Below are 22,751 nucleotides of genomic sequence, written 5' to 3'. Positions count from 1 at the left end.
TGGAAGCTGAATCTGTGGGAGCGGGGCGGGCGGCCGAGCCCTCTGCCCGCGAAGAGGCCCTCCCTGTCACCCCAAAAGGCACCTGCCCATGACCGCTGAAAACCTCATCGAGATCCGCGACCTGAGCGTGGCGTTCAATGGCCATTCGGTAGTCAAGGACGTGAGCTTCGACATTCCCGTCGGCCAGTGCGTGGCCTTGGTCGGGGAATCGGGTTCGGGCAAGTCGGTGACTGCCCATTCCATCCTGCAACTGTTGCCCAACACCGCTTGCACGAGCAGCGGCAGCGTGCGCTACCAGGGGCAGGAACTGATGGGCGCCGATGCAGCGACCCTGCGCCGCATGCGCGGCGATCGCATCGCGATGATTTTCCAGGAGCCCATGACCTCGCTCAATCCCTTGCACACCGTGCACAAGCAGATCGGTGAAACCCTGCTGGTGCACAAGGGCATGGGTGGCAAGCAGGCCGAGGCACGCATCCTGGAATTGCTCGAGATGGTCGGCATCCAGAACCCGCGCAAGCGCCTCAAGGCCTACCCGCACCAGTTGTCCGGTGGCCAGCGCCAGCGTGTGATGATCGCCATGGCATTGGCCTGCGAGCCACAGCTGTTGATCGCCGACGAACCCACCACCGCCCTCGACGTCACGGTGCAGCGGCGCATCCTGCTGTTGCTGCAGTCACTGCAGACGCGCCTGGGCATGTCGCTGCTGCTGATCAGCCACGACCTCAACCTGGTGCGCAGCATCGCCCAGCACGTCTGCGTGATGCGTGCCGGCGAAATCGTCGAGCAGGCCGCTTGCGAGCAACTGTTCAGCGCACCGCAGCACCCCTACAGCCAACTGTTGCTGGACGCCGAACCGGCCGGCGCGGTGCTGTCCGAGGAAACCCGGCCGGAACTGTTGCAGGTGGACGGGCTAAAGGTCTGGTACCCGTTGGACGGCGGCCTGTTCCGCAAGCCGCGCGAGTTCGTCAAGGCCGTGGACGGCATCAGCCTGAGCGTGCAGCAGGGCAAGACTTTGGGCATCGTCGGCGAGTCCGGCTCGGGCAAGTCGACCCTCGGCCAGGCGATCCTGCGCCTGCTCGATTCCCAGGGCGGCATTCGCTTCCAGGGCCAGGCACTCGATGGCCTGGATCAGAAGCAGATGCGACCGTGGCGCAAGCAGATGCAGGTGGTCTTCCAGGACCCCTTCGGCAGCCTCAGCCCGCGCATGTCGGTGGCGCAGATCATCAGTGAAGGTCTGGAAGTGCACAGCGGCGCCAACGGCCGGGCGTGCGACGAGCAGGTCATCCAGGTGCTGCGCGAAGTAGGCCTGGACCCCGCTGCGCGGCACCGTTACCCCCACGAATTTTCCGGCGGCCAGCGTCAGCGTATCGCCATCGCGCGCGCACTGGTGCTGCGCCCGGCGCTGATTCTGCTGGACGAGCCGACCTCGGCCCTCGACCGCACGGTGCAGAAGCAGGTGGTGCAGTTGCTGCGTCAGTTGCAAGAGCGCCACGGCCTGACCTACCTGTTCATCAGCCATGACCTGGCGGTGGTGCGGGCGCTGGCCCATGATGTGATCGTGGTCAAGGACGGTCAGGTGGTGGAGCGCGGCCCTACCGACCGGCTGTTCACCGACCCTCGGCACCCCTACACCCAGGAATTGCTGCAGGCAGCGCTGGTGTAGCGTGGTATAGATTGCAGGACAACCCCAGAGGCAATGCATATGGCACTCGACGGCAAGACGGCTTTGGTTACCGGCTCCACCAGCGGCATCGGCCTGGGCATTGCTTCGGTGCTGGCCCGTCACGGCGCCAATGTGGTACTCAACGGTTTCGGCGACCCGGCCGCGGCGCTGGCCGAAGTGCGCCGGCACGGCACCCAGGTCGCCCACCACGGTGCCGACGTGAGTGACCCGACGCAGCTGGCCGCGCTGTTCGAGTACGTGCAAGCGACGTTCGGCGGTGTCGATATCCTGGTCAATAACGCCGGCATCCAGCACGTGGCGGCGGTCGAGGCGTTTCCGGTGGAGCGCTGGGACGCGATCATCGCGATCAACCTGTCCTCGGTGTTCCACGCCACTCGCCTGGCGCTGCCGGGCATGCGGGAAAAAGGCTGGGGGCGGATCGTCAATATCGCCTCGGTGCACGGCCAGGTGGGCTCGGTGGGCAAGGCCGCCTATGTCGCCGCCAAGCATGGCGTGATCGGCCTGACCAAGGTGGTCGGCCTGGAAACCGCGACCACGCAGATCACCTGCAACGCCATCTGCCCTGGCTTCGTGCTGACCCCGCTGGTGCAGAAGCAGATCGATGATCGTGCGGCCAAGGGAGGTGACCCGGCCGACGCCCAGCGCGAATTGCTCGCGGAAAAACAGCCCTCGCTGGCATTCGTCACGCCCGAGCATCTGGGCGAACTGGTGATGTTTCTGTGCAGCGAGGCCGGTAGCCAGGTGCGCGGTGCGGCGTGGAACATCGACGGTGGCTGGCTGGCGCAATGACGCGGGGAACCGCGCTGTGCCGGCAAAGTCGGAGTAAGGACATTACCATGTGCAAGGAGCTTCTGTGACCATCGCTCCCCCCAGCGAACCGCTCGGCCCGCAAGCGCCGGACCAGACCCGTGAAGTGCATCGCCTGCGGGTGCTGACGGTGAATACACACAAGGGTTTTACCGCATTCAACCGCCGTTTCATCCTGCCCGAATTGCGTGAGGCGGTGCGCAGCACCAGCGCCGACCTGGTGTTCCTGCAGGAAGTGCTGGGCGGCCACGACGGCCATGCGTCGAAGTTCTCCAACTGGCCGCAGATGTCACAGTACGAGTTTCTCGCCGACAGCATGTGGAGCGATTTCGCCTACGGGCGCAACGCGGTGTACCCGGACGGCCACCATGGCAACGCGGTGCTGTCCAAGTACCCGATCCTGCGCTACAGCAACCTCGACATCTCGATCACCGGACCTGAGCGCCGCGGCTTGTTGCATTGCGTGTTGCAGGTACCGGGGCACGACGAGGTGCATGCGATCTGCGTGCACTTGTCGCTGCTGGAAAGCCACCGGCAACAGCAATTGGCGCTGTTGAGCCAACTGCTCGATTCATTGCCCGAGGACGCGCCGGTGATCATTGCCGGCGATTTCAACGACTGGCAGTTGCGCGGCAATGCGACCCTGGCCAAGCGCAAGGATCTGCACGAGGCATTCGAGCGGCACAACGGGCAGTTGGCCAAGACCTACCCGGCGCGCTTTCCACTGCTGCGCCTGGACCGGATCTATGTCAGGAACGCGACCAGCCACGGGCCGATCATTCTGGGCAACAAGCCGTGGACGCACCTGTCGGATCACTTGCCGTTGGCGGTTGAGATCCACCTGTGATCCACTGAAACGCGGTCTATCGTGGGAGCGGTCAGCGGCCGCGAAAAGCGCTCCGCGTATCATCTGACGCTCCGCGGCGTCTGCTTCGCGGTCACTGCTGGCTTTCAGGGTCGTCGCTCACCAGGCCCCAATCCGCGCTTTTACGGTCGAGCGCAGGCGTTGGCGGGGCAGGCGCCGAGGTGTGCTGCACGCCTTCCTCGCCATGCAGCTTCAAGCGCAGGCGCAGGTTGTTCACCGAATCGGCATTCTTCAACGCCTCCTCCTCGCTGATCGCCCCTTCGATGGCCAGCTCGTACAAAGCATGGTCGAACGTCTGCATGCCCAGGTTCACGGATTTTTCCATGATGCCCTTGAGCTCGGAAAACTCGTTGCGGTGAATGAAGTCGCGAATCGTCGGCGTGCCCAGCATCACCTCGACCGCCGCGCGGCGCTTGCCGTCGGTGGTGCGTACCAGCCGCTGCGAGACGAACGCCTGCAGGTTGTTGCCCAGATCGTTGAGCAACTGCGGGCGGCGGTCTTCGGGGAAGAAATTGATGATGCGGTCCAGCGCCTGGTTGGCGTTGTTGGCATGCAGGGTGGAAATCGCCAGGTGACCGGTGTCGGCGAATGCCAATGCGTGTTCCATGGTTTCGCGGTCGCGGATCTCGCCGATCAGGATCACGTCCGGCGCCTGGCGCAGGGTGTTCTTCAGGGCGGCCTGGAAGCTGCGCGTGTCGACGCCCACTTCGCGCTGGTTGATGATCGACTTCTTGTGCCGATGGATGAACTCCACCGGGTCCTCGATGGTGATGATGTGCCCGCTGCTGTTGCGGTTGCGGTAGTCGATCAATGCCGCCAGCGACGTCGACTTGCCGGAACCGGTAGCGCCGACGAACAGCACCAGGCCGCGTTTCTCCATGATCACGTCGAGCAGCTTGCGCGGCAGCTTGAGGTCTTCGAAGCTGGGAATGTCGAGCTTGATGTTGCGTGCGACAATCGACACTTCGTTGCGCTGCTTGAAGATATTGACGCGAAAGCGCCCTACCCCGTGGATCGACAACGCCAGATTCATTTCCAGCTCGCGCTCGAAGTCGATACGCTGCTCGGCGTCCATGATGCCGGCGGCGATCTCGGCAATGTCGCCTGGCTTCAGGGCTTCGGCGCTGAGCGGCTTGAGCACGCCGTTGAACTTGGCGCAGGGTGGCGCGCCAGTGGACAGGTAGAGGTCGGAGCCGTCCTGACTGGCCAGGAGCTTTAGCAATGCCTGGATTTCCATAGGCTTGGGGGTCCTGTAAAGGCGGTCGATAGAAAGTAAGCTATAGCTTGGCTGGATAAGCAGCCGCGGTAAATCAAAGGATAACGCAATGAATGCCTCACCTGTGGGCGGCAAGGTCGCGACATTGATCGCCAGCATGGACTGGACCGACAGCCCCCTGCCCCGCCCCGATGCCTGGCCGCAGAGCCTGCGCACGGCCGTGGACATCGTCATCCACTCGCCCATGCCGATGCTGCTGCTGTGGGGCACGCAACTGTGCCAGCTGTACAACGACGCCTTTGCCCTGCTGGTGGGCAGCAATCACCCCCGTGCCCTGGGCCAGCCGGTAGACCGCATCTGGCCCGAGCTCAAGCCTTTTTCCGACCCCATCTACGACGCGGTGATGCGCGGCGAAGTGCGTGCCTTTACCGAGAAGGGCTTCAACCTGCCGCGTGACGGGCATTCGGCGCGGGTCTGGCTGGACCTCACCTACAGCCCGATTCGCGACGAAAACGAGCGCGTCGCCGGCATTCTGGTGACGGCCATCGAAGCCAACGAGCGCCGTGAAGTGAGCGCGGTGGGTAAACGCACCGAGCAGGAGCTGCGCGACAGCGAGGCGCATTTCCGCATGGCCATCGAGTTGTCCCCGGCGGTGCACTGGACCGCCGATGCCAATGGTCGCACCGACGGCGAAAGCCAGACCGAGCGCTGGCGACAGCTGACCGGCATGCGCAGCCTGCGACCGGACGACGACTGGGCGCAGCTGGTGCATCCGGACGACCACCTGCCGACCCTCGACGCCTGGCATCTGGCGGTGAGCACTGGCCGTCCCTACGATGCCGAGTACCGTTTGCGCATGGCCGACGGCAGCTACCACTGGATGCACGCTCGGGCGCTGCCTCAGCTGGATGCCGACGGCGTGATCCGGCAATGGTTCGGCATGACCGAAGACGTGCAGAATCGGCGTCAGGTGGAGCAGGCGCTGCGCGAGCTCAACGAGCACCTGGAAACCCGCGTCAGCGAACGGACCCAGGCCCTGGCCGAGGTCAACCTGCGCCTGCAGAACGAAATGCACGAGCGCGAACGCGCCGAGGAGGCTTTGCGCCACGCGCAGAAGATGGAAGCCCTGGGCCAGTTGACCGGCGGCATCGCCCATGACTTCAACAACATGCTCACCGGCATCATCGGCAGCCTCGATCTGATGCAGCGGTACATCGACGCCGGGCGCAGCAGCGAAATCAAGCGCTTCAGCGAGGCGGCGGTCAGCTCCGCCCATCGCGCTGCCGGCCTGACCCACCGGCTGCTGGCGTTTTCGCGACGGCAGTCGCTGGACCGCAAGCGCCTGGCACCCAACGCGCTGGTGCATTCGCTCGAAGAGCTGTTCAGCCGCACGCTCGGCGAACATCTGCAGCTGCAGCTGCAACTGGCGCCCGACGTCTGGCCGGTGAACACCGATGCCAGCCAGCTGGAGAACGCCCTGCTCAATCTGGTGATCAATGCCCGCGACGCGATGCCCGACAGCGGTGTGCTGACCATCGAAACCGCCAACTGCGAGCTCGACGCCACCCCTGAAGGCGCTACGCTGGAACCGGTCAAGCCGGGTGCCTACGTGATGTTCCGGGTCAGCGACAACGGCAGCGGCATGAGTGCCCCGGTGCTGGCCAAGGCATTCGATCCGTTCTTCACCACCAAACCCATCGGCCAGGGCACCGGGCTGGGGTTGTCGATGATCTATGGCTTCGCCCAGCAGTCGGGCGGTCAGGTGACACTGCAGAGCCGTCCCGGCGAGGGCACGTGTGTGCGGCTCTACCTGCCGCGGCACAGCGAAGCATCCGCCGACCCTGCCGAGCAGCGCGCTCCGGCGGTGCCGCCGATGGCCCGCGACGGAGAAAGCGTGCTGGTGGTGGAGGACGATCCGGCGGTGCGGATGCTGGTGCTCGATGTGCTCGACGAGCTGGGCTATGCCGCCCATTCCGCCGGCGAGGCCAGTGCGGCGCTAGCCTTGCTCGACGCAGGCCTGGACATCGACCTGCTGGTGACCGACGTGGGCCTGCCAGGGCTCAATGGCCGGCAGTTGGCGGAGATCGCGCGGCAGCAGCGGCCAGGCTTGAAGGTGCTGTTCATCACCGGCTATGCCGAGAAGGCCGCCGAGCGCTACGGTTTTCTCGCCGAAGGCATGGACATGATCACCAAGCCGTTTTCCATCGAACGCCTGGGCAGCAAGATCCGCGACATGATCAACCTGGCGTGATTTGCGGCATAATCCGCAGCTTTTTACAGCGAGCATCGGGCAATGAAGGCACAAGCAAGGCACATTCTGGTCAAGACCGCCGAAGAGGCGGAAGCACTGCGCCTGCGGATCGCCAAAGGTGAAGCGTTCGATGTGCTGGCGAAGAAGTATTCGACATGCCCGTCAGGCAAACGCGGCGGTGACCTGGGTGAAGTGCGACCGGGGCAGATGGTCGGCGCCATCGACCAGATCATTTTCAAGAAACCGCTGCGTACGGTGCACGGACCGGTGAAAAGCAAGTTCGGTTATCACCTGGTGCAGGTGTTCTATCGCGATTGACGGTGAGGCCGGACGCGGCTTGCGCCGCTGCTACAGGGGAATGCAATACCTGTAGCAGCGGCGCGAGCCGCGTCGGCGAGTGTTGCGGTATATCTAGATGAACGCAGTGAGGCCGGACGCGGCTTGCGCCGCTGCTACAGGGGAATGCAGTGCCTGTAGCGGCGTCGGGCGGTGGCGCAGGCAGGGTCAGAGATACTCGCCAACCGCCTTGGGCCTTTGGTGTTGCAATTTGAGGTCGGTGCGCATGCCGGCGATCAGGTTCGAAATCGCGCGGCTGCTGGTCAACTGCTCGGTACGAATGCCGCTGAGCATGTAATCCACCTTGTGCGAAGTACGGTCGAACACGCGCACGGTCAGCGAACGGTCATGGGCTTGGGTACATTGGCAGCGTTGCGGCAGAAAACTGCTTTCAATGATGTTGCGCAGTTCAAGGGTGGACAACATGATGACACTCCATTCTTGGTCTTATCCCTGATGTCGGGCTTGCCCGAATACGGTGCACGTTCCATGCCTCGCGCCCCACCATGCACTTGCTATGGAAATCAAGCAGTTACCTCGTAAAGCGCCTGAGCCTATCGTGCATTGTGCAAGATACCGGTGTAGCGGCGTTGCAAATTGCACAGCATCGCGTTCGTTGAAACTTAGCGAGCGACGCCAGGGTCACCTGCTAACACACCGCGCAGGAGCACCCTTCACCATGGCACGAGCAATCTGGAAAGGCGCGATCAGCTTCGGGTTGGTTCATATTCCTGTAGCGCTGGTTTCGGCCACTGCCTCCCAGGGCGTTGACTTCGACTGGCTGGACAAACGCAGCATGGACCCGGTCGGCTACAAGCGCATCAACAAGAAGACCGGCAAGGAGATGGACAAGGAAAACATCGTCAAAGGTGTCCAGTACGAAAAAGGTCGCTACGTAGTGTTGAGTGAAGACGAGATCCGCGCCGCGCATCCTGTCTCGACCCAGACCATCGATATTTTCTCCTTCGTCGACCGCAACCAGATTCCCCTGCCCAACATCGACACACCCTACTTCCTGGCACCTGACCGTCGTGGCGAGAAAGTCTACGCGCTGTTGCGCGAAACCCTGATCAGCACCAAGAAAGTTGCACTTGCGTTGGTGGTATTGCACACCCGCCAGTACTTGGCGGCACTCATGCCATTGGACGGCGCGCTGGTAATGGTCAAGTTGCGCTGGCCGTCGGAAGTTCGCGACCTGGACATACTCGAGCTGGGCAAAGAGGTGAAGAAACCCGAACTGACCAAGAAGGAACTGGACATGGCCAAACGCTTGGTCGAAGACATGAGCGGCGACTGGCAGCCTGAAGAGTATGTCGACAAGTTCGAGCAGAAGATCATGGCGCTGGTCGAGAAAAAGGCCAACAAGGGCGAGATCGAAGACGTGGAAACCGAGGCTGGCCAGGAGTCGCGCAAGACTGCCGATGTCATCGACCTGACCGAGCTGCTCAAGCGCAGCCTCGCGGGCAAATCGTCCGCTCCATCGAAGGCCAAGCCTGCCAAGGAAAAATCCGCCACGAAAAAGGCACCTGCACGGCGCAGCCCGCGCAAGGCATCCTGAACGTAACTAACCAACTTTAACCCGCTCGCGATCAACGGTATTGATGAACAGGTTTTTTCATCAATACCGTTATTAAATAACTTGGTACAAAGTTACCTTTTATATCAACTTCTAAGAACCCTCGACTACACTCGTTGCATTGCATGTCTGCATTGACCACCTGATCGCTCATTGCGCCCGGCTTGTTCGCGCGCGTGGCTGTGGAAGTTGCCAATGAATACCAACGAGTTGTTGATACGCACCAGTCTATTGACCGCCCTTGCGCTACCGTGTGAATACGCCCGGGCTGATTGCACGTTCAGCCCAGGCCTGGGCAATGACGCCTACGTGTGCGACAGCGGAACGGCACCGGGGCTTTCCGACCTGCTGGGCAACAACAGCCTCACCCTGCCCGCCGACGGCACGGGCACCATCACCGGCGCGGTCGAGTTCGGCCCTGGCCAGGACAGCGTGTTGATGCGCTCAGGTACTGTGGCCGGCGCGATGAGCACAGGCGCGGGCGCCGACACCGTGTTCATCAGCGCCGGGCGCTTGTTTTCCCTGACCCAGGGCGATGGCGCCGATACGCTCGAAGTCGTCGGCGGTACCGTCAGCGGTACGGTCAACCAGGGCAGCGGCATCGACAACTTCATCATGCGCGGCGGGCAGATCCAGGCACTGGGCCAGGGTGACGGGCTGGACACCTTTCTCATGACCGATGGCACCATCGTCGGCGCCTTCGAGGACGGCGACATCGCACGGATGAGCGGCGGCACCATCGGCCGGGTCGACATGAAGCTCGACAACAACCTGTTCGAACTGTCCGGCGGCCGCATCAACGGCAACCTGGTTGCCGGCTTCGGCAATGACACCATCGCCGTCTCCGCAGGCAGCATCGGTGGCAACATCAGCGTCAGTGGCGGCACCGACCAGGTGACGGTGAGCGGTGGTGATATCGGCGGCAACGTTTTGCTCAGCTTTGGCGACGACCGCTTCATCTGGCGCGACGCCGGCCTGGTCCACGGCACCATCAGCACGGGCGCAGGCAACGACACGGCGCTGCTGAGCAACCTCGATGAATCGTATCTGGCCTCCCCCAGCCTGGTGTTCGGCGACGTCGGCATCGATACGCTGACGTTCGACAACAGCCGCAGCGCCAGCGGCGCGCGCTACAGCCACTGGGAAACCATCAACCTCAGCAACGGCTCGGTGCTCGACCTGCCCGATCGCCTGAGCCTGGCCGATGACTCGGCGCCTGCCGACAGCGGCCTGCTCACCATCGACCGCAGCAGCACCCTGGGCGCCACGCAAGGTTCGGTGGGCGCACGAGTCGGCGGGCAGACCATCACAGTGAACAATGCCGGATCGATCGACCTGACCCGCAGCGGTGCCGACGCAAGCGATCGGCTGGCCGTCATCGGCAACTACGTCGGGAATGACGCGCGCCTGAAACTGCAGAGCGTGCTGGCTGCCGACGACGCCCCTTCCGACCGGCTGATCGTCGCCCGGGGCACGTTGAGCGGGAACACGACGATCAGCGTCGACAACCTCGATGGCCAGGGCGCACTAACGACAGCCAACGGCATTGCGCTGGTCGAAGCCACGCAGGGCGCGATCAGCACCGACGGCGCTTTCACCCTGGCCAACAACCTGTCGGTCGGGGCCTATCAGTATTACCTGTTCAAGGGCGGGGTGACGGCGGGCAGCGAGAACAGCTGGTTCCTGCGCTCTTCGGTGGTGGCAGCGCCGCCCGTGACACCGCCCGTGGTCGAACCTCCGATCATCGAGCCCCCTGTGGTTGAACCGCCGATAGTGCAACCACCGATTGTCGAACCACCGCCAGTCGAGCCCCCGGTCACCCAACCCCCGGTCGATGAACCGCCACCGGTCACGCCTCCGGACGCCGGGCTGCCCGAAGAAACCCCGGTCGAGCCATTCGTGCCGCCTGCGCCAGTGCAACCGGAAACACCGGTTGCCGAACCGGCGCTGCCAGAGCCCGCTCCGGCCACCCAGGCGCCCATCGCAGCGGTCGGCACGCCGCCCCTGCCTCAGGCCAGCCCTGGCCAAGCCATTGTGCTGTACCGGATCGAGGTACCTGCCTACAGCGTTGCACTTCCGGCTGCCGCCTCGCTGGCGCTGGACAGCCTGGGCAGCTTCCACGAGCGTCAGGGCGACCAAAGCCTGCTCGGTGAGCGCGGCGCCCTGGGCGCCGGCTGGGCACGCACATTCGGCAGCCACGGGCGGCAGAAATGGGCCGGGGCCGCAGCGCCAAGCCTCAAAGGCAACACCCGCGGCTATCAGGTCGGTCACGACGTGTTCGCCACCCTTGGCGACGGCGGCTATCGCCAGCATGCCGGACTGTTCGCCGGGCACTCGCGCCTTGACGGCAACGTGCGCGGTTTCGCCCTGGGGTTCGATGACACCTCTTCAGGCGACATTCGCCTGCGCGCCGACAACATCGGCGCCTATTGGACCCTGTTGGGCACGGCCGGCGGCTACGTGGATATGGTGGCGATGGGCACCCGGTTCGCCGGACGCAGCCGCTCCGAACGCGCTTACACCCTCGATCTCGATGGGCACGGCATCACCCTCTCCGTGGAAGGCGGCTATCCGCTTGCGCTCTCAGATGACTGGACACTGGAGCCACAGGTGCAACTGATCGGCCAGAGGATCACGCTGGACACGGCACGCGACCCGGTATCCAAGGTGGACTTCGACAGCGAGGACTATTGGCGGGCCAGATTGGGCGCGCGATTGAAAGGCGAGTACCGCCTCAGCGGCACACCGGTGGAGCCCTACGTTCGGGCTAACCTCTGGCATACCCTCAAAGGTGAAGACGCGGTGACGTTCGACGACAGCGACACTTTGCGCACCCAGCATCGCACTACGCAGGCTCAGCTGGGGTTGGGCATGGCCGCTCGGCTGAGCAACGATGTCAGCGTCTACCTCAACGCCGACTACGCTCGCAGCCTGGACTCGCAACCCCAGGAAAGCCTGCAAGGCAGCCTGGGATTGCGCATCAGCTGGTAGCCTCAGGCGGGATCGTCAGGGCTCGTGTCAGCGTCCCCGGTCTGGGTGCGGACCTGGCGGGGATCCACCTCCGGGTCGCGGTCCAGAGGTACGGGCGAAAGGCTTTCATCGCCGGGACGCGCATCCTCGCCGGGTTTGCCCTCGGCAAACGGCTCGGGTTCGATCGGATCGTTCGGACGATCCAAAGGGTCGGGAATCTGCGTCGAACTGCTGGGTGCCATATCATCCTCGCTGAAAGCACATGGGGTTCAGCGCATATGACGCCGCCGCCGCGCCGAGGTGCAAATTACTTTGCAGCGCAATGCCTTGCGCTCACAGGCAGGTGGCCAGAGAGGCCAGGCGGCGCGTGGCGACCTCGCCCTGCTCGCGGGCATAGAAGCTAACCACGCTGCCAGCACCTCGTGGGCGGATGTCGGCGAAGTAGGTCGCTGCAGGTGTGAACACGGTGTAGCCGCCGTCGCTGGCTTCGGAAGAGGCATCGGTCATGACGCCGAACATGGCTTCGTCCTGCCAACTGAACTGAACGCACTGAGCGATTTTCTGCGCAGTTTTTTCCGAGTTCATGGTTTGCACTGGCGCTGTGCTGCGCGCCTGTTTCATGTTCAGGCCTGTGCAACCGGTCAGTACGCACAAGCCCAGTGCTGCAGCGATGATCCGCATCGTCATTTCCATTCCAGGTAAAGCGCGAATGTATCACTGCCGCGGTTGCCCGGCATCATCGACACATCACTGGCACAGGTGCATGGCGGTGAGAAAGAGGATGAACGCGCCCACCACTTCAAAATGGCTCAGCAGCCAGGCGCCCACCCGTGAGCGTCGGGGTGAGCTGTACGCACCGTAAAATTGCGGCCACATAGCGGCCGAAGTCGCTAAAACGGCGCCTGCCAACAGCAACAACACATAGGCCATCGAAAGGTCTCGGGGTGATGAATGAAGATAGGCCTTAGTGCCCCGCCCGCGGTGCGCGTTCCAAAGCGTTGCGTGCGCTTCGTCACAAAAGCGCGCATCGGCGGCATTGCCTGCATGCCTGCGCGCCTGCACAATCTCGGCTCCCCCACTACCGATCGAAGGCCCCATGGCAGAACCCGATTCGCGTCACCAGGCCGCGCTGGACCGCTTTCTCGAAGCGCGTCCCGAACTGCAGTCCGAACTGGACAGTCTCAACCCGCTGGCCGCACGCGCGGCCGGGTTCAGCGTCAAGGAATACCGTGCGGAACGTCTGCACGAGGCGTTCGAGGAAGCCGCCGATGCGCAAGGCATCTTTGCCTGGGAATTGACCCTGCAACTCACTGCAGCCACACCGCAGGAGTTCGAAACCCAGCGTCTGGAAGTGCACAAGGAAGTGGCCGAAATGGCGGGCATGCCGTGGGACGAATACATGCAGCTCAACGGGCTGAAAGAGAGCTGACGAATCACGCCGCACAAGAGCACCCCGCACTCGGCAGGGTGCAGGTGTGCCTGGTGGTCAAACGTGTGGCTTACAGGCTGTTGCCGAGGGAATGTTCTTCGTCTTCATCGACAGGCGAGTTACGGCCTGGTTCATCTACCGCCTTGTTGCCCGGCGAGCCTTCATGGTCATCGTCGTGCTCGTCGTGCTTCTCGTCCTTCTCGTGAATATCAGGGTAACCCTCTTCCCCGCTGCCGGGCTCGGCCGGCCCTGGATAGGGATTCTGCGGGTGGTTGTTGTCTTGGACCATGATATGTCTCCTTTCTTGGCACGGTTCATCCGTGCCTGATAGTGGGAGGTCGCTGCCGGCCTGGAAGTGCCGTTGGCTTGACGAGCGGCATCCCACGGCGACAAACCCCACACCGCCTTGTCTTCTGGTGATTCTTTGCTATAGCTAAAGGCCTCGCTGATCATCAAGGCAAGGGAGTGGCCGTCATGAAAAAGATGAGTGTGAGTCAGCTGACCATGCTGACAGCCGTCAACATGCTGGGGTCTGGCATCGTTCTGTTACCCACCAAACTCGCCGAAGTGGGCGGCATCTCGATTCTCTCCTGGCTGATCACGGCCACCGGCTCGCTGGCGCTGGCCTATGCCTTCGCCCGCTGTGGCATGCTCAGCCGTAAAACCGGGGGCATGGGCGGCTATGCGGAATATACCTTCGGCAAGTCCGGCAACTACATCACCAACTATACCTACGGGCTGTCGCTGCTGATCGCCAACGTGGCGATCAGTATCACGGCGGTTGGTTATATCCAGACGTTGTTCGGTATCAAACTCGATTCGCTGCAAGTGGGCCTGGCGACCATCGCGCTGCTGTGGATCACCACCTTCGCCAATTTCGGCGGAGCCAACATCACCGGCAAGATCGGTGCGATCACGGTGTGGGGCGTCATTGCCCCGGTCGTACTGGTGTCGACGGTCGGCTGGTTCTGGTTCGACAGCAGCACCTATGCGGCGGGCTGGAACCCCCACGACATGCCTTGGTACGAAGCGGCCGGTGCCTCGGTGGCAATCACGCTGTGGGCGTTCCTGGGCCTGGAGTCGGCGTGTGCCAACGGCGATGCCGTGGAGAACCCGGAAAAGAACGTGCCCATCGCCGTGCTCGGCGGGACGCTGGGGGCGGCAGTGATCTACATCGTCTCCACCAACGTCATCGCGGGCATCGTCGGCAATGCCGAGCTGGTGTCTTCTACCGCCCCCTTCGGCCTGGTGTTCGCCACCATGTTCACGCCGATGATCGGCAACCTGGTCATGGGCCTGATGGTCCTGGCCTGCATCGGCTCGCTGCTGGGCTGGCAGTTCACCGTGGCCCAGGTGTTCAAGAGCTCGGCCGACACCGGTTACTTTCTGCCGATCTTCGCCAAGGTCAACCAGCACGGTGTGCCGATCATCAGCATGCTGATCCTGCTGGCGATCCAGACAGCCCTGGCCTTGCTGACCATCAGTCCCGACCTGGCCAAGCAGTTCGATACCCTGGTGAACCTAGCGGTGGTCACCAACCTGGTGCCCTACATCCTGTCGATGGCCACCTTGATGACCTTGCAGAAGGTCTCGAACGTGCCGGCCAACAAAGCCCTGGTGACCAACATCGTCGCCTGGATCGCGGCGGCCTACAGCTACCTGGCGCTGTATAGCTCGGGCGCCCAGGCGCTGATGCTTGGCGGTGTGGCGACCATCGTCGGCTATACGTTGTTCGGCTTCGTCAACAACCGCCTGATCCGCCTGGAAGCGGTCAACAACAGCGCCCCGACCCAAACCGTCGCGGCGCAGCACATCGTCGGCGCGCCGCTTCCGGTGAACGGCTTGCCCCATTCGACATCGACCCCCCTTGCACCGGAGGCTTGACCATGACGGAACATCGAAACCTGCTCGGCATGCTGGCGTTGCTGATCAGCGACCAGCCCGACAAACGTACCGTGTTCGGCCGCGCGCTGATCCAGCTGATCGCCGATGTGGAAGCCCGCTCCATCAGCGTGATCACCTCGGAAAGCCTGCAGGACGCCAAGTCGATCCTCAATACCGACCCGGCGATCCAATGCGTGTTGCTCAGTTGGGAGATGGATCAGAGCGACGACCATCAGCGCTGCATAGACCTGCTGGTCACCCTGCGCGAGCGCAACACCCGGGTCCCGGTATTCCTGATCAGCGATCGCAGCACCGCCGCCAACGTGCCGCTGATCGTCATGCAGCACGCCGACGATTTCATCTGGCTGCCCGAAGACACCAGCCGCTTCCTCAGTGGACGGATCATGGCCGCCATCGAGCGCTATCGGCAGGCGGTGCTGCCGCCGATGTTCGGCGCACTGCTCAAGTTTGCCCGCGGTTACGAATACTCCTGGCACACTCCAGGCCATGCCGGCGGCACCGCGTTTCTGAAAAGCACCGCGGGCCGGGCGTTCTACGAGTTTTTCGGGGAAAACCTGCTGCGCTCCGACCTCTCCATTTCGGTGGGCGAACTGGGCTCCCTGCTCGACCACAGCGGCCCCATCGGCCAGGGCGAGCGCTACGCGGCCAAGGTGTTCGGCGCGCATCGCACCTACTACGTCACCAACGGCTCGTCGATGTCCAACCGGGTGATCCTGATGGCCAGCGTCACCCGCGACCAGATCGCGCTGTGCGACCGCAATTGCCACAAGTCCGCCGAACATGCGATGACGCTTTCCGGGGCAATTCCCACCTACCTGGTGCCGACGCGCAACCGCTTCGGCATCATCGGCCCGATTCTGCCGCAGACTTTGAGCGCCGAGGGCGTGCGAGCGGCAATTGCCAGCAACCCGCTGGTCAAGAGTCACATCGACCCTGCGCCCGTGCACGCCATCGTCACCAACTCCACCTACGACGGCCTGACCTACAACGTCACACGGGTGGAAGAATTGCTCGGGCAAAGCGTCGACCGTCTGCATTTCGACGAGGCCTGGTATGGCTACGCGCGGTTCAATCCGTTGTACAAGGACCGCTTCGCGATGCACGGCAGCCCGGACGATCACGACGCGTCCAAGCCCACGGTGTTCGCCACGCAATCGACCCACAAGTTGCTTGCAGCACTGTCCCAGGCGTCGATGATCCATGTGCGCAACGGGCGCAATTCGATCCCCCATGGACGCTTCAACGAGTCGTACATGATGCACGCCTCGACCTCGCCCAACTACGCCATCATGGCGTCCTGCGACGTCAGCTCGGCGATGATGGAGGCGCCGAGCGGGCAGATCCTGACCAACGAATCCATCGAGGAAGCCATCTCCTTTCGCCAGGTGATCTCGCGAATGCACGCCGACATGCTCGCCAACGACGATTGGTTCGTGTCCTGCTGGCAGCCGCCGTCGGTAGCGATCGGCGGTGCGGCCATAGCGTTCCATGAAGTCGACCCGCTCAAGCTCAAATCCGATCCCAACTGCTGGGTGCTGCATCCCAACGAGGTGTGGCACGGGTTCGGCGACATCGAAGACGGCTACTGCATGCTCGACCCGATCAAGGTGTCGATCCTGAGCCCGGGCATGGGCGACGACGGCGAGCTTCTGGACTTCGGCATACCGGCGTGTGTGATCAGCGCTTATCTGGGCCGGCAGGGAATCGTGGTCGAGAAGACCACCGACTTCACCCTGCTTTTCCTGTTCTCCATAGGTATCACCAAAGGCAAGTGGGGCACCTTGGTGAATGCGCTGCTGGACTTCAAGCGCGACTACGATGCCAACCTGGAGCTCGAGCTGTGCCTGCCCGACCTGCTCGCCGCCACGCAACAGCGCTATAGCGGCATGGGCCTGCGCGACCTGGCCAGGGAGATCTTCGCCGCGATGAAGGAAACCCGCACCACCGCGGCCATGGCAGCGGCCTTCGGCACGCTGCCCACGGCGGAATTCAGCCCGGTGGAAGCCTACGAAAAACTGGTCAGGAACGAGGTCGAACAGGTCACCCTGGAAAACGCAGCCGGACGCATCGCGGCCACAGGCATCGTGCCCTACCCGCCCGGCATCCCGTTGCTGATGCCTGGAGAAAACGCCGGCGCCGCCGACGGTCCGCTGCTGGCCTACCTGCGGGCCCTGGAGAGCTTCGACCGGTCATTCCCGGGGTTTACCCATGACACCCATGGGATCGAGAGCGATGGGGGGGTGTATCGGTTGTTGGTGCTCAAGTGAGGGGTATGCTGGGGGAATTCACTATGGGGCGCCGTACAACTGCTGCCATACCTATGCGACAATACGCGCAATGTCCGGTTTGAATTCCCCGCGTATCGCCCAGCAGTTCGGCCACCGAAACCATCGCTCCCCCAGTTATTGATAGGTAAGCTCCTTGATCTCCACCGCTAACATCACCATGCAGTTTGGCGCCAAGCCGCTGTTCGAGAACGTTTCCGTGAAATTCGGCAACGGCAACCGCTACGGCCTGATCGGCGCCAACGGCTGTGGCAAGTCGACGTTCATGAAGATCCTGGGCGGCGATCTGGAGCCTTCGGGTGGGCAGGTCATGCTCGAGCCGAACGTACGCCTGGGCAAGCTGCGCCAGGACCAGTTCGCCTACGAACATTTCTCGGTGATCGACACGGTCATCATGGGCCACGAGGAGCTGTGGAAGGTCAAGGCCGAGCGTGATCGCATCTACTCGCTGCCGGAAATGAGCGAGGCAGACGGCATGGCCGTCGCCGAGCTGGAAACCGAGTTCGCCGAAATGGACGGCTACACCGCCGAGTCCCGTGCCGGCGAGCTGTTGCTGGGCCTGGGCATTCCACTGGAACAGCATTTTGGCCCGATGACCGAAGTGGCGCCGGGCTGGAAGCTGCGGGTGCTGCTGGCGCAGGCGTTGTTCTCGGATCCGGAAGTGTTGCTGCTCGACGAGCCGACCAACCACCTGGACATCAACACCATTCGCTGGCTGGAAAACATTCTTACGGCGCGTAACAGCACCATGATCATCATTTCCCACGACCGGCACTTCCTCAACAGTGTCTGTACCCACATGGCCGACCTGGATTACGGCGAGTTGCGCCTGTTCCCCGGCAACTACGACGAATACATGACCGCTGCGACCCAGTCGCGCGAGCAGTTGCTGTCGGACAACGCCAAGAAGAAAGCCCAGATCGCCGAACTGCAGACCTTCGTTTCGCGCTTCTCGGCGAACGCCTCCAAGGCCAAGCAGGCGACCTCGCGCGCCAAGCAGATCGACAAGATCCAGCTGGCCGAGGTCAAGCCCTCGAGCCGCGTCAGCCCGTTCATTCGTTTCGAGCAAAACAAGAAGCTGCACCGCCAGGCGGTCACCGTCGAGCGGATGTCCAAGGGCTTCGACGGCAAGCCGCTGTTCGAGAATTTCAGCTTCGTGGTCGAAGCGGGCGAGCGTGTGGCGATCATCGGCCCGAACGGGATCGGCAAGACCACCCTGCTGCGCACCCTGGTCGGCGAGCTGAGCCCGGACGCGGGCGCGGTGAAGTGGACCGAGAGCGCCGAGCTGGGCTACTACGCCCAGGACCACGCACACGACTTCGAAGACGACATGAACCTGTTCGACTGGATGGGCCAGTGGACCCAGGGCGAGCAGATGGTGCGTGGCACTCTGGGCCGGATGCTGTTCTCCAACGACGAGATTCTCAAGTCGGTGAAGGTGATTTCCGGTGGTGAACAGGGCCGCATGCTGTTCGGCAAGCTGACCTTGCAGAAGCCCAACGTGCTGCTCATGGACGAACCGACCAACCACCTGGACATGGAGTCGATCGAGGCACTGAACCTGGCGCTGGAGAACTATCCGGGCACGCTGGTTTTCGTCAGCCACGACCGCGAGTTCGTGTCGTCGCTGGCCACCCGCATCATCGAGCTGAGCGCCGATGGCGTGATCGATTTCAGCGGCACCTACGATGATTACCTGCGCAGCCAGGGTGTGGTGTTCTAAACCCGAAGGCCATGTAGCAGCGGCGCGAGCCGCGTCAGGGGGTACCGCGTATATCCTGACCCACCGCATGTGTCGCCGACGCGGCTTGCGCGATCTCTGTAGCAGCGGCGCGAGCCGCGTCCGGGGGTACCGCGTATATCCTGACCCACGGCATGTGTCGCCGACGCGGCTTGCGCGATCTCTGTAGCAGCGGCGCAAGCCGCGTCAGGGGGCATCGCAGATATCCTGACCCAGCGCACGTACCGCCGACGCGGCTTGCGCGATCTCTGTAGCAGCGGCGCGAGCCGCGTCAGGGGGCGTCGCGTATATGCTGACCCACCGCATGTGCCGCCGACGCGGCTTGCGCCGCTGCTACAGGGGTTGCGCGCTTGCTGTAGCAGCGGCGCGAGCCGCGTCTGGGGGCACCGCTTAGATCCTGACGTACCGCATGTATCGCCGACGCGGGTTTCCGCGATCTTTGTAGCAGCGGCGCAAGCCGCGTCAGGGGGCATCGCAGATATCCTAACCCACCGCATGTGCCGCAGCCGCGGCTTGCGCCGCTGCTACAGGGGTTCCGGGCGGCCGAGGAGGAAGCCTTGGGCGTTGGCGGCGCCCAGGCGCTTGAGTTGTGCCAACTCGGCTTCGGTTTCCACGCCTTCAGCGATGATCACACTCCCCGTCTCGCGGGCGAACGCGATCAAGGCCGACGCCATCGCGCGTCGCTGAAAATCCTGGTCGATGCCACGGGTCAGGCTCATGTCGAGCTTGATGATGTCCGGACGCACCTGCAGGATGTGCCGCATGCTGGCATAGCCGGCGCCGGCATCGTCGATGGCCACGCGCACACCCCGCAGGCGCAGTGGCTGCAGGGCCACTTGCAACGACGCATAGTCCTGCACCACCGCATGCTCGGTGATCTCCAGCACCAGGCGCTCGGCCGGGTAATTCTCGAACAGACCCAGCAATCGTCCGCTGAGCACAAGCTCGGGTGAGCAGTTGATGCTCAGGTAGGTGCCCGGCGCCAGCTGGGCCAGACCGGCCAGGGCCACAGCGATGGCCAGGCATTCCAGTTCCTTGCCCAAGCCGACTTCGGCGGCCTCCTTGAACCAGACGTCCGGGGTGCGCGCCGGTTGGCCGTTGAAGCGCGACAGGCATTCCCAGCCTGCCACGTGCATGGTGTGCAGGTCGTAGATCGGTTGATAGACCACGCGTGGCTGATCCGACTCGATGGCTTCCAACACCCGCAGCGCCTTGTCGTCGTGATCGCGCACCATTTGCAGGTCGGACTCCAGACGCTCGGCAATCAGCTCGGCGAACACCTTCATCATCTTCAGGTCGCGTTCGGTCAAGCCCGGATCCGGTGCGTGACTGAAGCAGCAGAACGTTCCGTACAAGCGCCCATCGCTCAAATGAATGGGCACGCTCATGTGCGCACCGATCGGCAGGCCCGGGGTCTGCGGTATGGCCATCGCGGCCGGCAATCGCCCGGTATCGCGGATGAGTCCGGGCAGCTCACCACTGACCACGCCGCGACAGTAGCCGGCGCTCATCTCCAGCACATCGCCGGGGCTCAAGGGTATCAGTGCCGCCGCGTCGACGTGGGTGAACACGCGGTCGGTCTGGCGAAAATGGGAAACGAACGCTACATCCATGCCCAAGTGCGTGCGCATGGCGCGCAACACGCGATCCACGCAGCCCGCCTCATTGGCAGACAGCGGCTTCAGCGCAACCAGGTCCATCAGGTTATTGGCTGTCATGACACACTATCGCCTCCTAATGTGATAGTGCCATCAGTGTAGATGCAGCGCCCCCCCTGTATTCAAGTAAAAAACGACGAGTTGCCAAACGGTAGGTCCGAGGCGATGGCTGGGGCGATGGCCGATTGCGCGAGCCCGTGGCAACTAGCCGTGCCACCGGTGGCGACGCTGCTACACTGGGGCTTCCAACAGTCCACAGGACACAGCGCCCGATGCTCGCAATCTTCAACGTCGCCTTTCCAGTGTTCGGGTTGATTCTGGTAGGTTTCGTCTGCCGTCGGCGCAACGTCCTGGGGCCCAATGCCTCGATCGAACTCAACCGTTTCGTGATCTATCTGGGGCTGCCTGCCCTGTTGTTCGAAGCCATGGCGCGGCTGGGTACACTGCACGGGCTGGACATGGGCTTCGTGGTGGCGTTCGGCCTGGGCATGGGCATCGTTTTTCTGGTGACACTATGGCTGCGCGTGCGGGCCCGGGCGCACTTTCTCGATGCCACCATCGATGCCCTCGGGGCGGGTTATCCGAACTCGGGGTTTCTCGGCATCCCGCTGTGCCTGCTGACCTTCGGCGATCCCGGCATCGCCCCAGCGGTGATCGGCGCGGTGATGACCGCCTGCCTGCTCTTCGCTGTCGCCATCATCATGATCGAGACCTTCCAGCAAACCGAGAAACGCCTGGGGCGTACCCTTCTCAAGGTCGGCAAATCGCTGCTGCGCAATCCGATCATGGTCGCCCCCGTGCTGGGTTCGCTGGTCGCCTACAGCGGGCTGGTGCTGCCGGTGGGCGTGCGTCAGCTGTTCCAGTTTCTCGGCGCAGCCGCCGGACCCTGTGCGCTGGTGTCGATCGGTCTGTTCCTGGCGGCGGAAAAATCGCACAAGGCCGATGGCAAGACCTTGGCCATGCTGGTGGCGATGAAGCTGCTGGTGCAGCCGGCGCTGACTGCCTGGCTGGCATTCTGGGTGTTCGACATACCGGCGATGTGGGCCTGGGCGGCACTGCTGGTGAGCGCCCTGCCCATCGGTAACGGGCCGTTCATGCTGGCTGCGCTGTATGGCCGCGAGGCCGACACCATGTCGCGGGCGATCCTGGTCTCGACCCTGTTGTCGCTGGTCACGGTGTCGCTGATCCTGGCCTTGATACCAGCTGCGGTGCAGCGCTAGTCGCGCATGTAGCCGCCGTCGACGTCCATGATCTCGCCAGTGACGAAGCTGGCCGCGCCACTGGCCAGGAAGCACACCGCTGCAGCGATGTCGCGTGGCGAGCCGGCACGGCCGAGCGGCATGTCGGCGAGCACCTTGGCGCGTGCCTCGGGGCTCAGGGCGCGGGTCATGTCGGTGTCGGTCAAGGCCGGGGTAATGGCATTGGCGGTGATATTGAACGGCCCGGCTTCACGGGCCAGGCCCTTGGTCAAGGCGATCACCCCGCCCTTGGCCGCGGCATAGCAGCTGTTGCCCAGCAGGCCGCCACCGCGCTTGCCTGCCACTGACGCGATATTGATGATGCGTCCGGCGCGCCGGGCCATCATGCCCGGCAACACAGCCTTGGCGCAGAAGAACACGCTGGTGAGGTCAATAGCCATGACCCGGTTCCATTCGGCGGCGCTGACTTCGAGCAGCGGTCCGGTGGAAACGATCCCGGCATTGTTGACCAGAATGTCGACGCCTCCCAGCGCCTGCTCGACGCTGTCGACCATCGCTTGCACCTGGGCTTCGTCGGACACATCCACCGCCACACCGATAGCGTCGATTCCCAGTTCGCACAACTGCCCGGCAGCGGCGCGCGCGGCCGCGCCGTCGAGGTCGGCAATCGCCACCCGGGCACCGCACTGACCCAGCGCCTGGGCGATGGCAAGGCCGATACCGCGCGCGGCACCGGTCACCACCGCCACCTGGCCGGTGATGGCAAGACTGATAGGGGCATTCATTATTGTTGTTCCCTTGGTTGAAGATCAGGCAATACAGATGC

Annotated in this window: 20 protein-coding genes; 12 read left to right on the top strand and 8 right to left on the bottom strand. The window is 63.4% G+C overall.

All coding sequences use genetic code 11. The annotated features are described in order from the left end of the window. Positions 1 to 88 precede the first annotated feature (88 nt). From IFT98_RS03760 to IFT98_RS03750, 3 genes are all read left to right on the top strand, one after another. Positions 89 to 1,666: an ABC transporter ATP-binding protein gene (locus IFT98_RS03760; RefSeq protein WP_192047260.1), complete on the top strand. Its 1,578-nt coding sequence runs from the start codon at positions 89 to 91 to the stop codon at positions 1,664 to 1,666. A gap of 39 nt (positions 1,667 to 1,705) precedes the next feature. Next, on the top strand, positions 1,706 to 2,476 hold the full coding sequence (gene hbdH, locus IFT98_RS03755) for a 3-hydroxybutyrate dehydrogenase (RefSeq protein WP_192047556.1): 771 nt from the start codon (positions 1,706 to 1,708) through the stop codon (positions 2,474 to 2,476). Between the two features lie 70 nt (positions 2,477 to 2,546). Then, positions 2,547 to 3,341, top strand: a complete 795-nt coding sequence (locus tag IFT98_RS03750; protein ID WP_122714227.1) for an endonuclease/exonuclease/phosphatase family protein — start codon at positions 2,547 to 2,549, stop codon at positions 3,339 to 3,341. A 91-nt stretch (positions 3,342 to 3,432) separates the two neighbouring features. Here the strand turns inward: IFT98_RS03750 and IFT98_RS03745 are convergent, their stop codons facing one another. After that, on the bottom strand, positions 3,433 to 4,596 hold the full coding sequence (locus IFT98_RS03745; RefSeq protein ID WP_192047261.1) for a PilT/PilU family type 4a pilus ATPase: 1,164 nt from the start codon (positions 4,594 to 4,596) through the stop codon (positions 3,433 to 3,435). A gap of 88 nt (positions 4,597 to 4,684) precedes the next feature. Here IFT98_RS03745 and IFT98_RS03740 point away from each other — a divergent pair, with 88 nt between their 5' ends. After that, on the top strand, positions 4,685 to 6,826 hold the full coding sequence (locus IFT98_RS03740) for a PAS domain-containing hybrid sensor histidine kinase/response regulator (protein ID WP_192047262.1): 2,142 nt from the start codon (positions 4,685 to 4,687) through the stop codon (positions 6,824 to 6,826). A gap of 42 nt (positions 6,827 to 6,868) precedes the next feature. Next, positions 6,869 to 7,144 (top strand): peptidylprolyl isomerase, encoded by a 276-nt coding sequence (locus tag IFT98_RS03735; RefSeq protein ID WP_043189034.1) that lies wholly within the window; start codon positions 6,869 to 6,871, stop codon positions 7,142 to 7,144. A gap of 186 nt (positions 7,145 to 7,330) precedes the next feature. Here IFT98_RS03735 and IFT98_RS03730 read toward each other — a convergent pair whose 3' ends face one another. Further along, the gene (locus IFT98_RS03730; protein ID WP_122714198.1) at positions 7,331 to 7,588 is read right to left on the bottom strand and encodes a DUF1652 domain-containing protein; all 258 of its coding nucleotides are present in this window, start codon (positions 7,586 to 7,588) and stop codon (positions 7,331 to 7,333) included. Between the two features lie 253 nt (positions 7,589 to 7,841). Here IFT98_RS03730 and ku point away from each other — a divergent pair, with 253 nt between their 5' ends. Together ku and IFT98_RS03720 are read left to right on the top strand one after the other, a co-directional pair. After that, positions 7,842 to 8,720: a non-homologous end joining protein Ku gene (ku, locus tag IFT98_RS03725; protein WP_192047263.1), complete on the top strand. Its 879-nt coding sequence runs from the start codon at positions 7,842 to 7,844 to the stop codon at positions 8,718 to 8,720. Between the two features lie 213 nt (positions 8,721 to 8,933). Further along, complete coding sequence (locus tag IFT98_RS03720; RefSeq protein WP_192047264.1) at positions 8,934 to 11,729, top strand: autotransporter outer membrane beta-barrel domain-containing protein; 2,796 nt, start codon at positions 8,934 to 8,936, stop codon at positions 11,727 to 11,729. Positions 11,730 to 11,731: 2 nt separating this feature from the next. Here the strand turns inward: IFT98_RS03720 and IFT98_RS03715 are convergent, their stop codons facing one another. The 3 genes from IFT98_RS03715 to IFT98_RS03705 form a co-directional block, all read right to left on the bottom strand. Then, positions 11,732 to 11,950 (bottom strand): hypothetical protein, encoded by a 219-nt coding sequence (locus IFT98_RS03715; protein WP_192047265.1) that lies wholly within the window; start codon positions 11,948 to 11,950, stop codon positions 11,732 to 11,734. A gap of 91 nt (positions 11,951 to 12,041) precedes the next feature. After that, entirely contained in the window at positions 12,042 to 12,395 is a 354-nt protein-coding gene (locus tag IFT98_RS03710) for a hypothetical protein (RefSeq protein WP_244650800.1), read from the bottom strand. 60 nt (positions 12,396 to 12,455) lie between these two features. Further along, positions 12,456 to 12,806 carry a hypothetical protein gene (locus IFT98_RS03705; protein ID WP_192047266.1) on the bottom strand — a complete coding sequence of 117 codons (351 nt, stop codon included), beginning with the start codon at positions 12,804 to 12,806 and terminating at the stop codon, positions 12,456 to 12,458. On the opposite strand from IFT98_RS03705, the gene IFT98_RS03700 reads away from it, so the two are divergent. Continuing rightward, on the top strand, positions 12,805 to 13,137 hold the full coding sequence (locus IFT98_RS03700) for a DUF6388 family protein (RefSeq protein ID WP_192047267.1): 333 nt from the start codon (positions 12,805 to 12,807) through the stop codon (positions 13,135 to 13,137). The two genes, IFT98_RS03705 and IFT98_RS03700, sit on opposite strands and share 2 nt — an antisense overlap. Before the next feature lie 70 nt (positions 13,138 to 13,207). Here the strand turns inward: IFT98_RS03700 and IFT98_RS03695 are convergent, their stop codons facing one another. Next, positions 13,208 to 13,426 carry a hypothetical protein gene (locus IFT98_RS03695; RefSeq protein ID WP_192047268.1) on the bottom strand — a complete coding sequence of 73 codons (219 nt, stop codon included), beginning with the start codon at positions 13,424 to 13,426 and terminating at the stop codon, positions 13,208 to 13,210. A gap of 176 nt (positions 13,427 to 13,602) precedes the next feature. Between IFT98_RS03695 and potE the strand changes: the two genes are divergently transcribed. The 3 genes from potE (at position 13,603) to IFT98_RS03680 (ending at position 19,050) form a co-directional block, all read left to right on the top strand. Further along, on the top strand, positions 13,603 to 15,021 hold the full coding sequence (gene potE / locus IFT98_RS03690; RefSeq protein ID WP_192047269.1) for a putrescine-ornithine antiporter: 1,419 nt from the start codon (positions 13,603 to 13,605) through the stop codon (positions 15,019 to 15,021). A gap of 2 nt (positions 15,022 to 15,023) precedes the next feature. Continuing rightward, the gene (locus IFT98_RS03685; protein ID WP_192047270.1) at positions 15,024 to 17,309 is read left to right on the top strand and encodes an Orn/Lys/Arg family decarboxylase; all 2,286 of its coding nucleotides are present in this window, start codon (positions 15,024 to 15,026) and stop codon (positions 17,307 to 17,309) included. A 154-nt stretch (positions 17,310 to 17,463) separates the two neighbouring features. After that, positions 17,464 to 19,050 carry an ABC-F family ATPase gene (locus tag IFT98_RS03680; RefSeq protein WP_192047271.1) on the top strand — a complete coding sequence of 529 codons (1,587 nt, stop codon included), beginning with the start codon at positions 17,464 to 17,466 and terminating at the stop codon, positions 19,048 to 19,050. 542 nt (positions 19,051 to 19,592) lie between these two features. Here the strand turns inward: IFT98_RS03680 and IFT98_RS03675 are convergent. Next, positions 19,593 to 20,786 carry a sensor domain-containing phosphodiesterase gene (locus IFT98_RS03675; RefSeq protein WP_192047272.1) on the bottom strand — a complete coding sequence of 398 codons (1,194 nt, stop codon included), beginning with the start codon at positions 20,784 to 20,786 and terminating at the stop codon, positions 19,593 to 19,595. 212 nt (positions 20,787 to 20,998) lie between these two features. On the opposite strand from IFT98_RS03675, the gene IFT98_RS03670 reads away from it, so the two are divergent. Continuing rightward, complete coding sequence (locus IFT98_RS03670) at positions 20,999 to 21,946, top strand: AEC family transporter (protein ID WP_192047273.1); 948 nt, start codon at positions 20,999 to 21,001, stop codon at positions 21,944 to 21,946. Here the strand turns inward: IFT98_RS03670 and IFT98_RS03665 are convergent. Beyond that, complete coding sequence (locus IFT98_RS03665; protein ID WP_122714211.1) at positions 21,943 to 22,710, bottom strand: SDR family NAD(P)-dependent oxidoreductase; 768 nt, start codon at positions 22,708 to 22,710, stop codon at positions 21,943 to 21,945. The two genes, IFT98_RS03670 and IFT98_RS03665, sit on opposite strands and share 4 nt — an antisense overlap. Between the last annotated feature and the right edge of the window lie 41 nt (positions 22,711 to 22,751).

The sequence above is a fragment of the Pseudomonas sp. CFBP 8770 genome (genome assembly GCF_014841705.1).
Lineage (GTDB): Bacteria > Pseudomonadota > Gammaproteobacteria > Pseudomonadales > Pseudomonadaceae > Aquipseudomonas.
Note: the sequence above shows the minus strand (reverse complement) of the source record. Positions and strands in the feature narration are given on the sequence as shown.

Coding starts and splice junctions, on each gene's coding strand:
- IFT98_RS03760 (WP_192047260.1), top strand. CDS start 89: ATGACCGCTGAAAACCTCATCGAGATCCGCGACCTGAGCGTGGCGTTC.
- hbdH (WP_192047556.1), top strand. CDS start 1,706: ATGGCACTCGACGGCAAGACGGCTTTGGTTACCGGCTCCACCAGCGGC.
- IFT98_RS03745 (WP_192047261.1), bottom strand. CDS start 4,596: ATGGAAATCCAGGCATTGCTAAAGCTCCTGGCCAGTCAGGACGGCTCC.
- IFT98_RS03740 (WP_192047262.1), top strand. CDS start 4,685: ATGAATGCCTCACCTGTGGGCGGCAAGGTCGCGACATTGATCGCCAGC.
- IFT98_RS03735 (WP_043189034.1), top strand. CDS start 6,869: ATGAAGGCACAAGCAAGGCACATTCTGGTCAAGACCGCCGAAGAGGCG.
- IFT98_RS03730 (WP_122714198.1), bottom strand. CDS start 7,588: ATGTTGTCCACCCTTGAACTGCGCAACATCATTGAAAGCAGTTTTCTG.
- ku (WP_192047263.1), top strand. CDS start 7,842: ATGGCACGAGCAATCTGGAAAGGCGCGATCAGCTTCGGGTTGGTTCAT.
- IFT98_RS03720 (WP_192047264.1), top strand. CDS start 8,934: ATGAATACCAACGAGTTGTTGATACGCACCAGTCTATTGACCGCCCTT.
- IFT98_RS03715 (WP_192047265.1), bottom strand. CDS start 11,950: ATGGCACCCAGCAGTTCGACGCAGATTCCCGACCCTTTGGATCGTCCG.
- IFT98_RS03710 (WP_244650800.1), bottom strand. CDS start 12,395: ATGACGATGCGGATCATCGCTGCAGCACTGGGCTTGTGCGTACTGACC.
- IFT98_RS03700 (WP_192047267.1), top strand. CDS start 12,805: ATGGCAGAACCCGATTCGCGTCACCAGGCCGCGCTGGACCGCTTTCTC.
- IFT98_RS03705 (WP_192047266.1), bottom strand. CDS start 12,806: ATGGGGCCTTCGATCGGTAGTGGGGGAGCCGAGATTGTGCAGGCGCGC.
- IFT98_RS03695 (WP_192047268.1), bottom strand. CDS start 13,426: ATGGTCCAAGACAACAACCACCCGCAGAATCCCTATCCAGGGCCGGCC.
- IFT98_RS03685 (WP_192047270.1), top strand. CDS start 15,024: ATGACGGAACATCGAAACCTGCTCGGCATGCTGGCGTTGCTGATCAGC.
- IFT98_RS03675 (WP_192047272.1), bottom strand. CDS start 20,786: ATGACAGCCAATAACCTGATGGACCTGGTTGCGCTGAAGCCGCTGTCT.
- IFT98_RS03670 (WP_192047273.1), top strand. CDS start 20,999: ATGCTCGCAATCTTCAACGTCGCCTTTCCAGTGTTCGGGTTGATTCTG.
- IFT98_RS03665 (WP_122714211.1), bottom strand. CDS start 22,710: ATGAATGCCCCTATCAGTCTTGCCATCACCGGCCAGGTGGCGGTGGTG.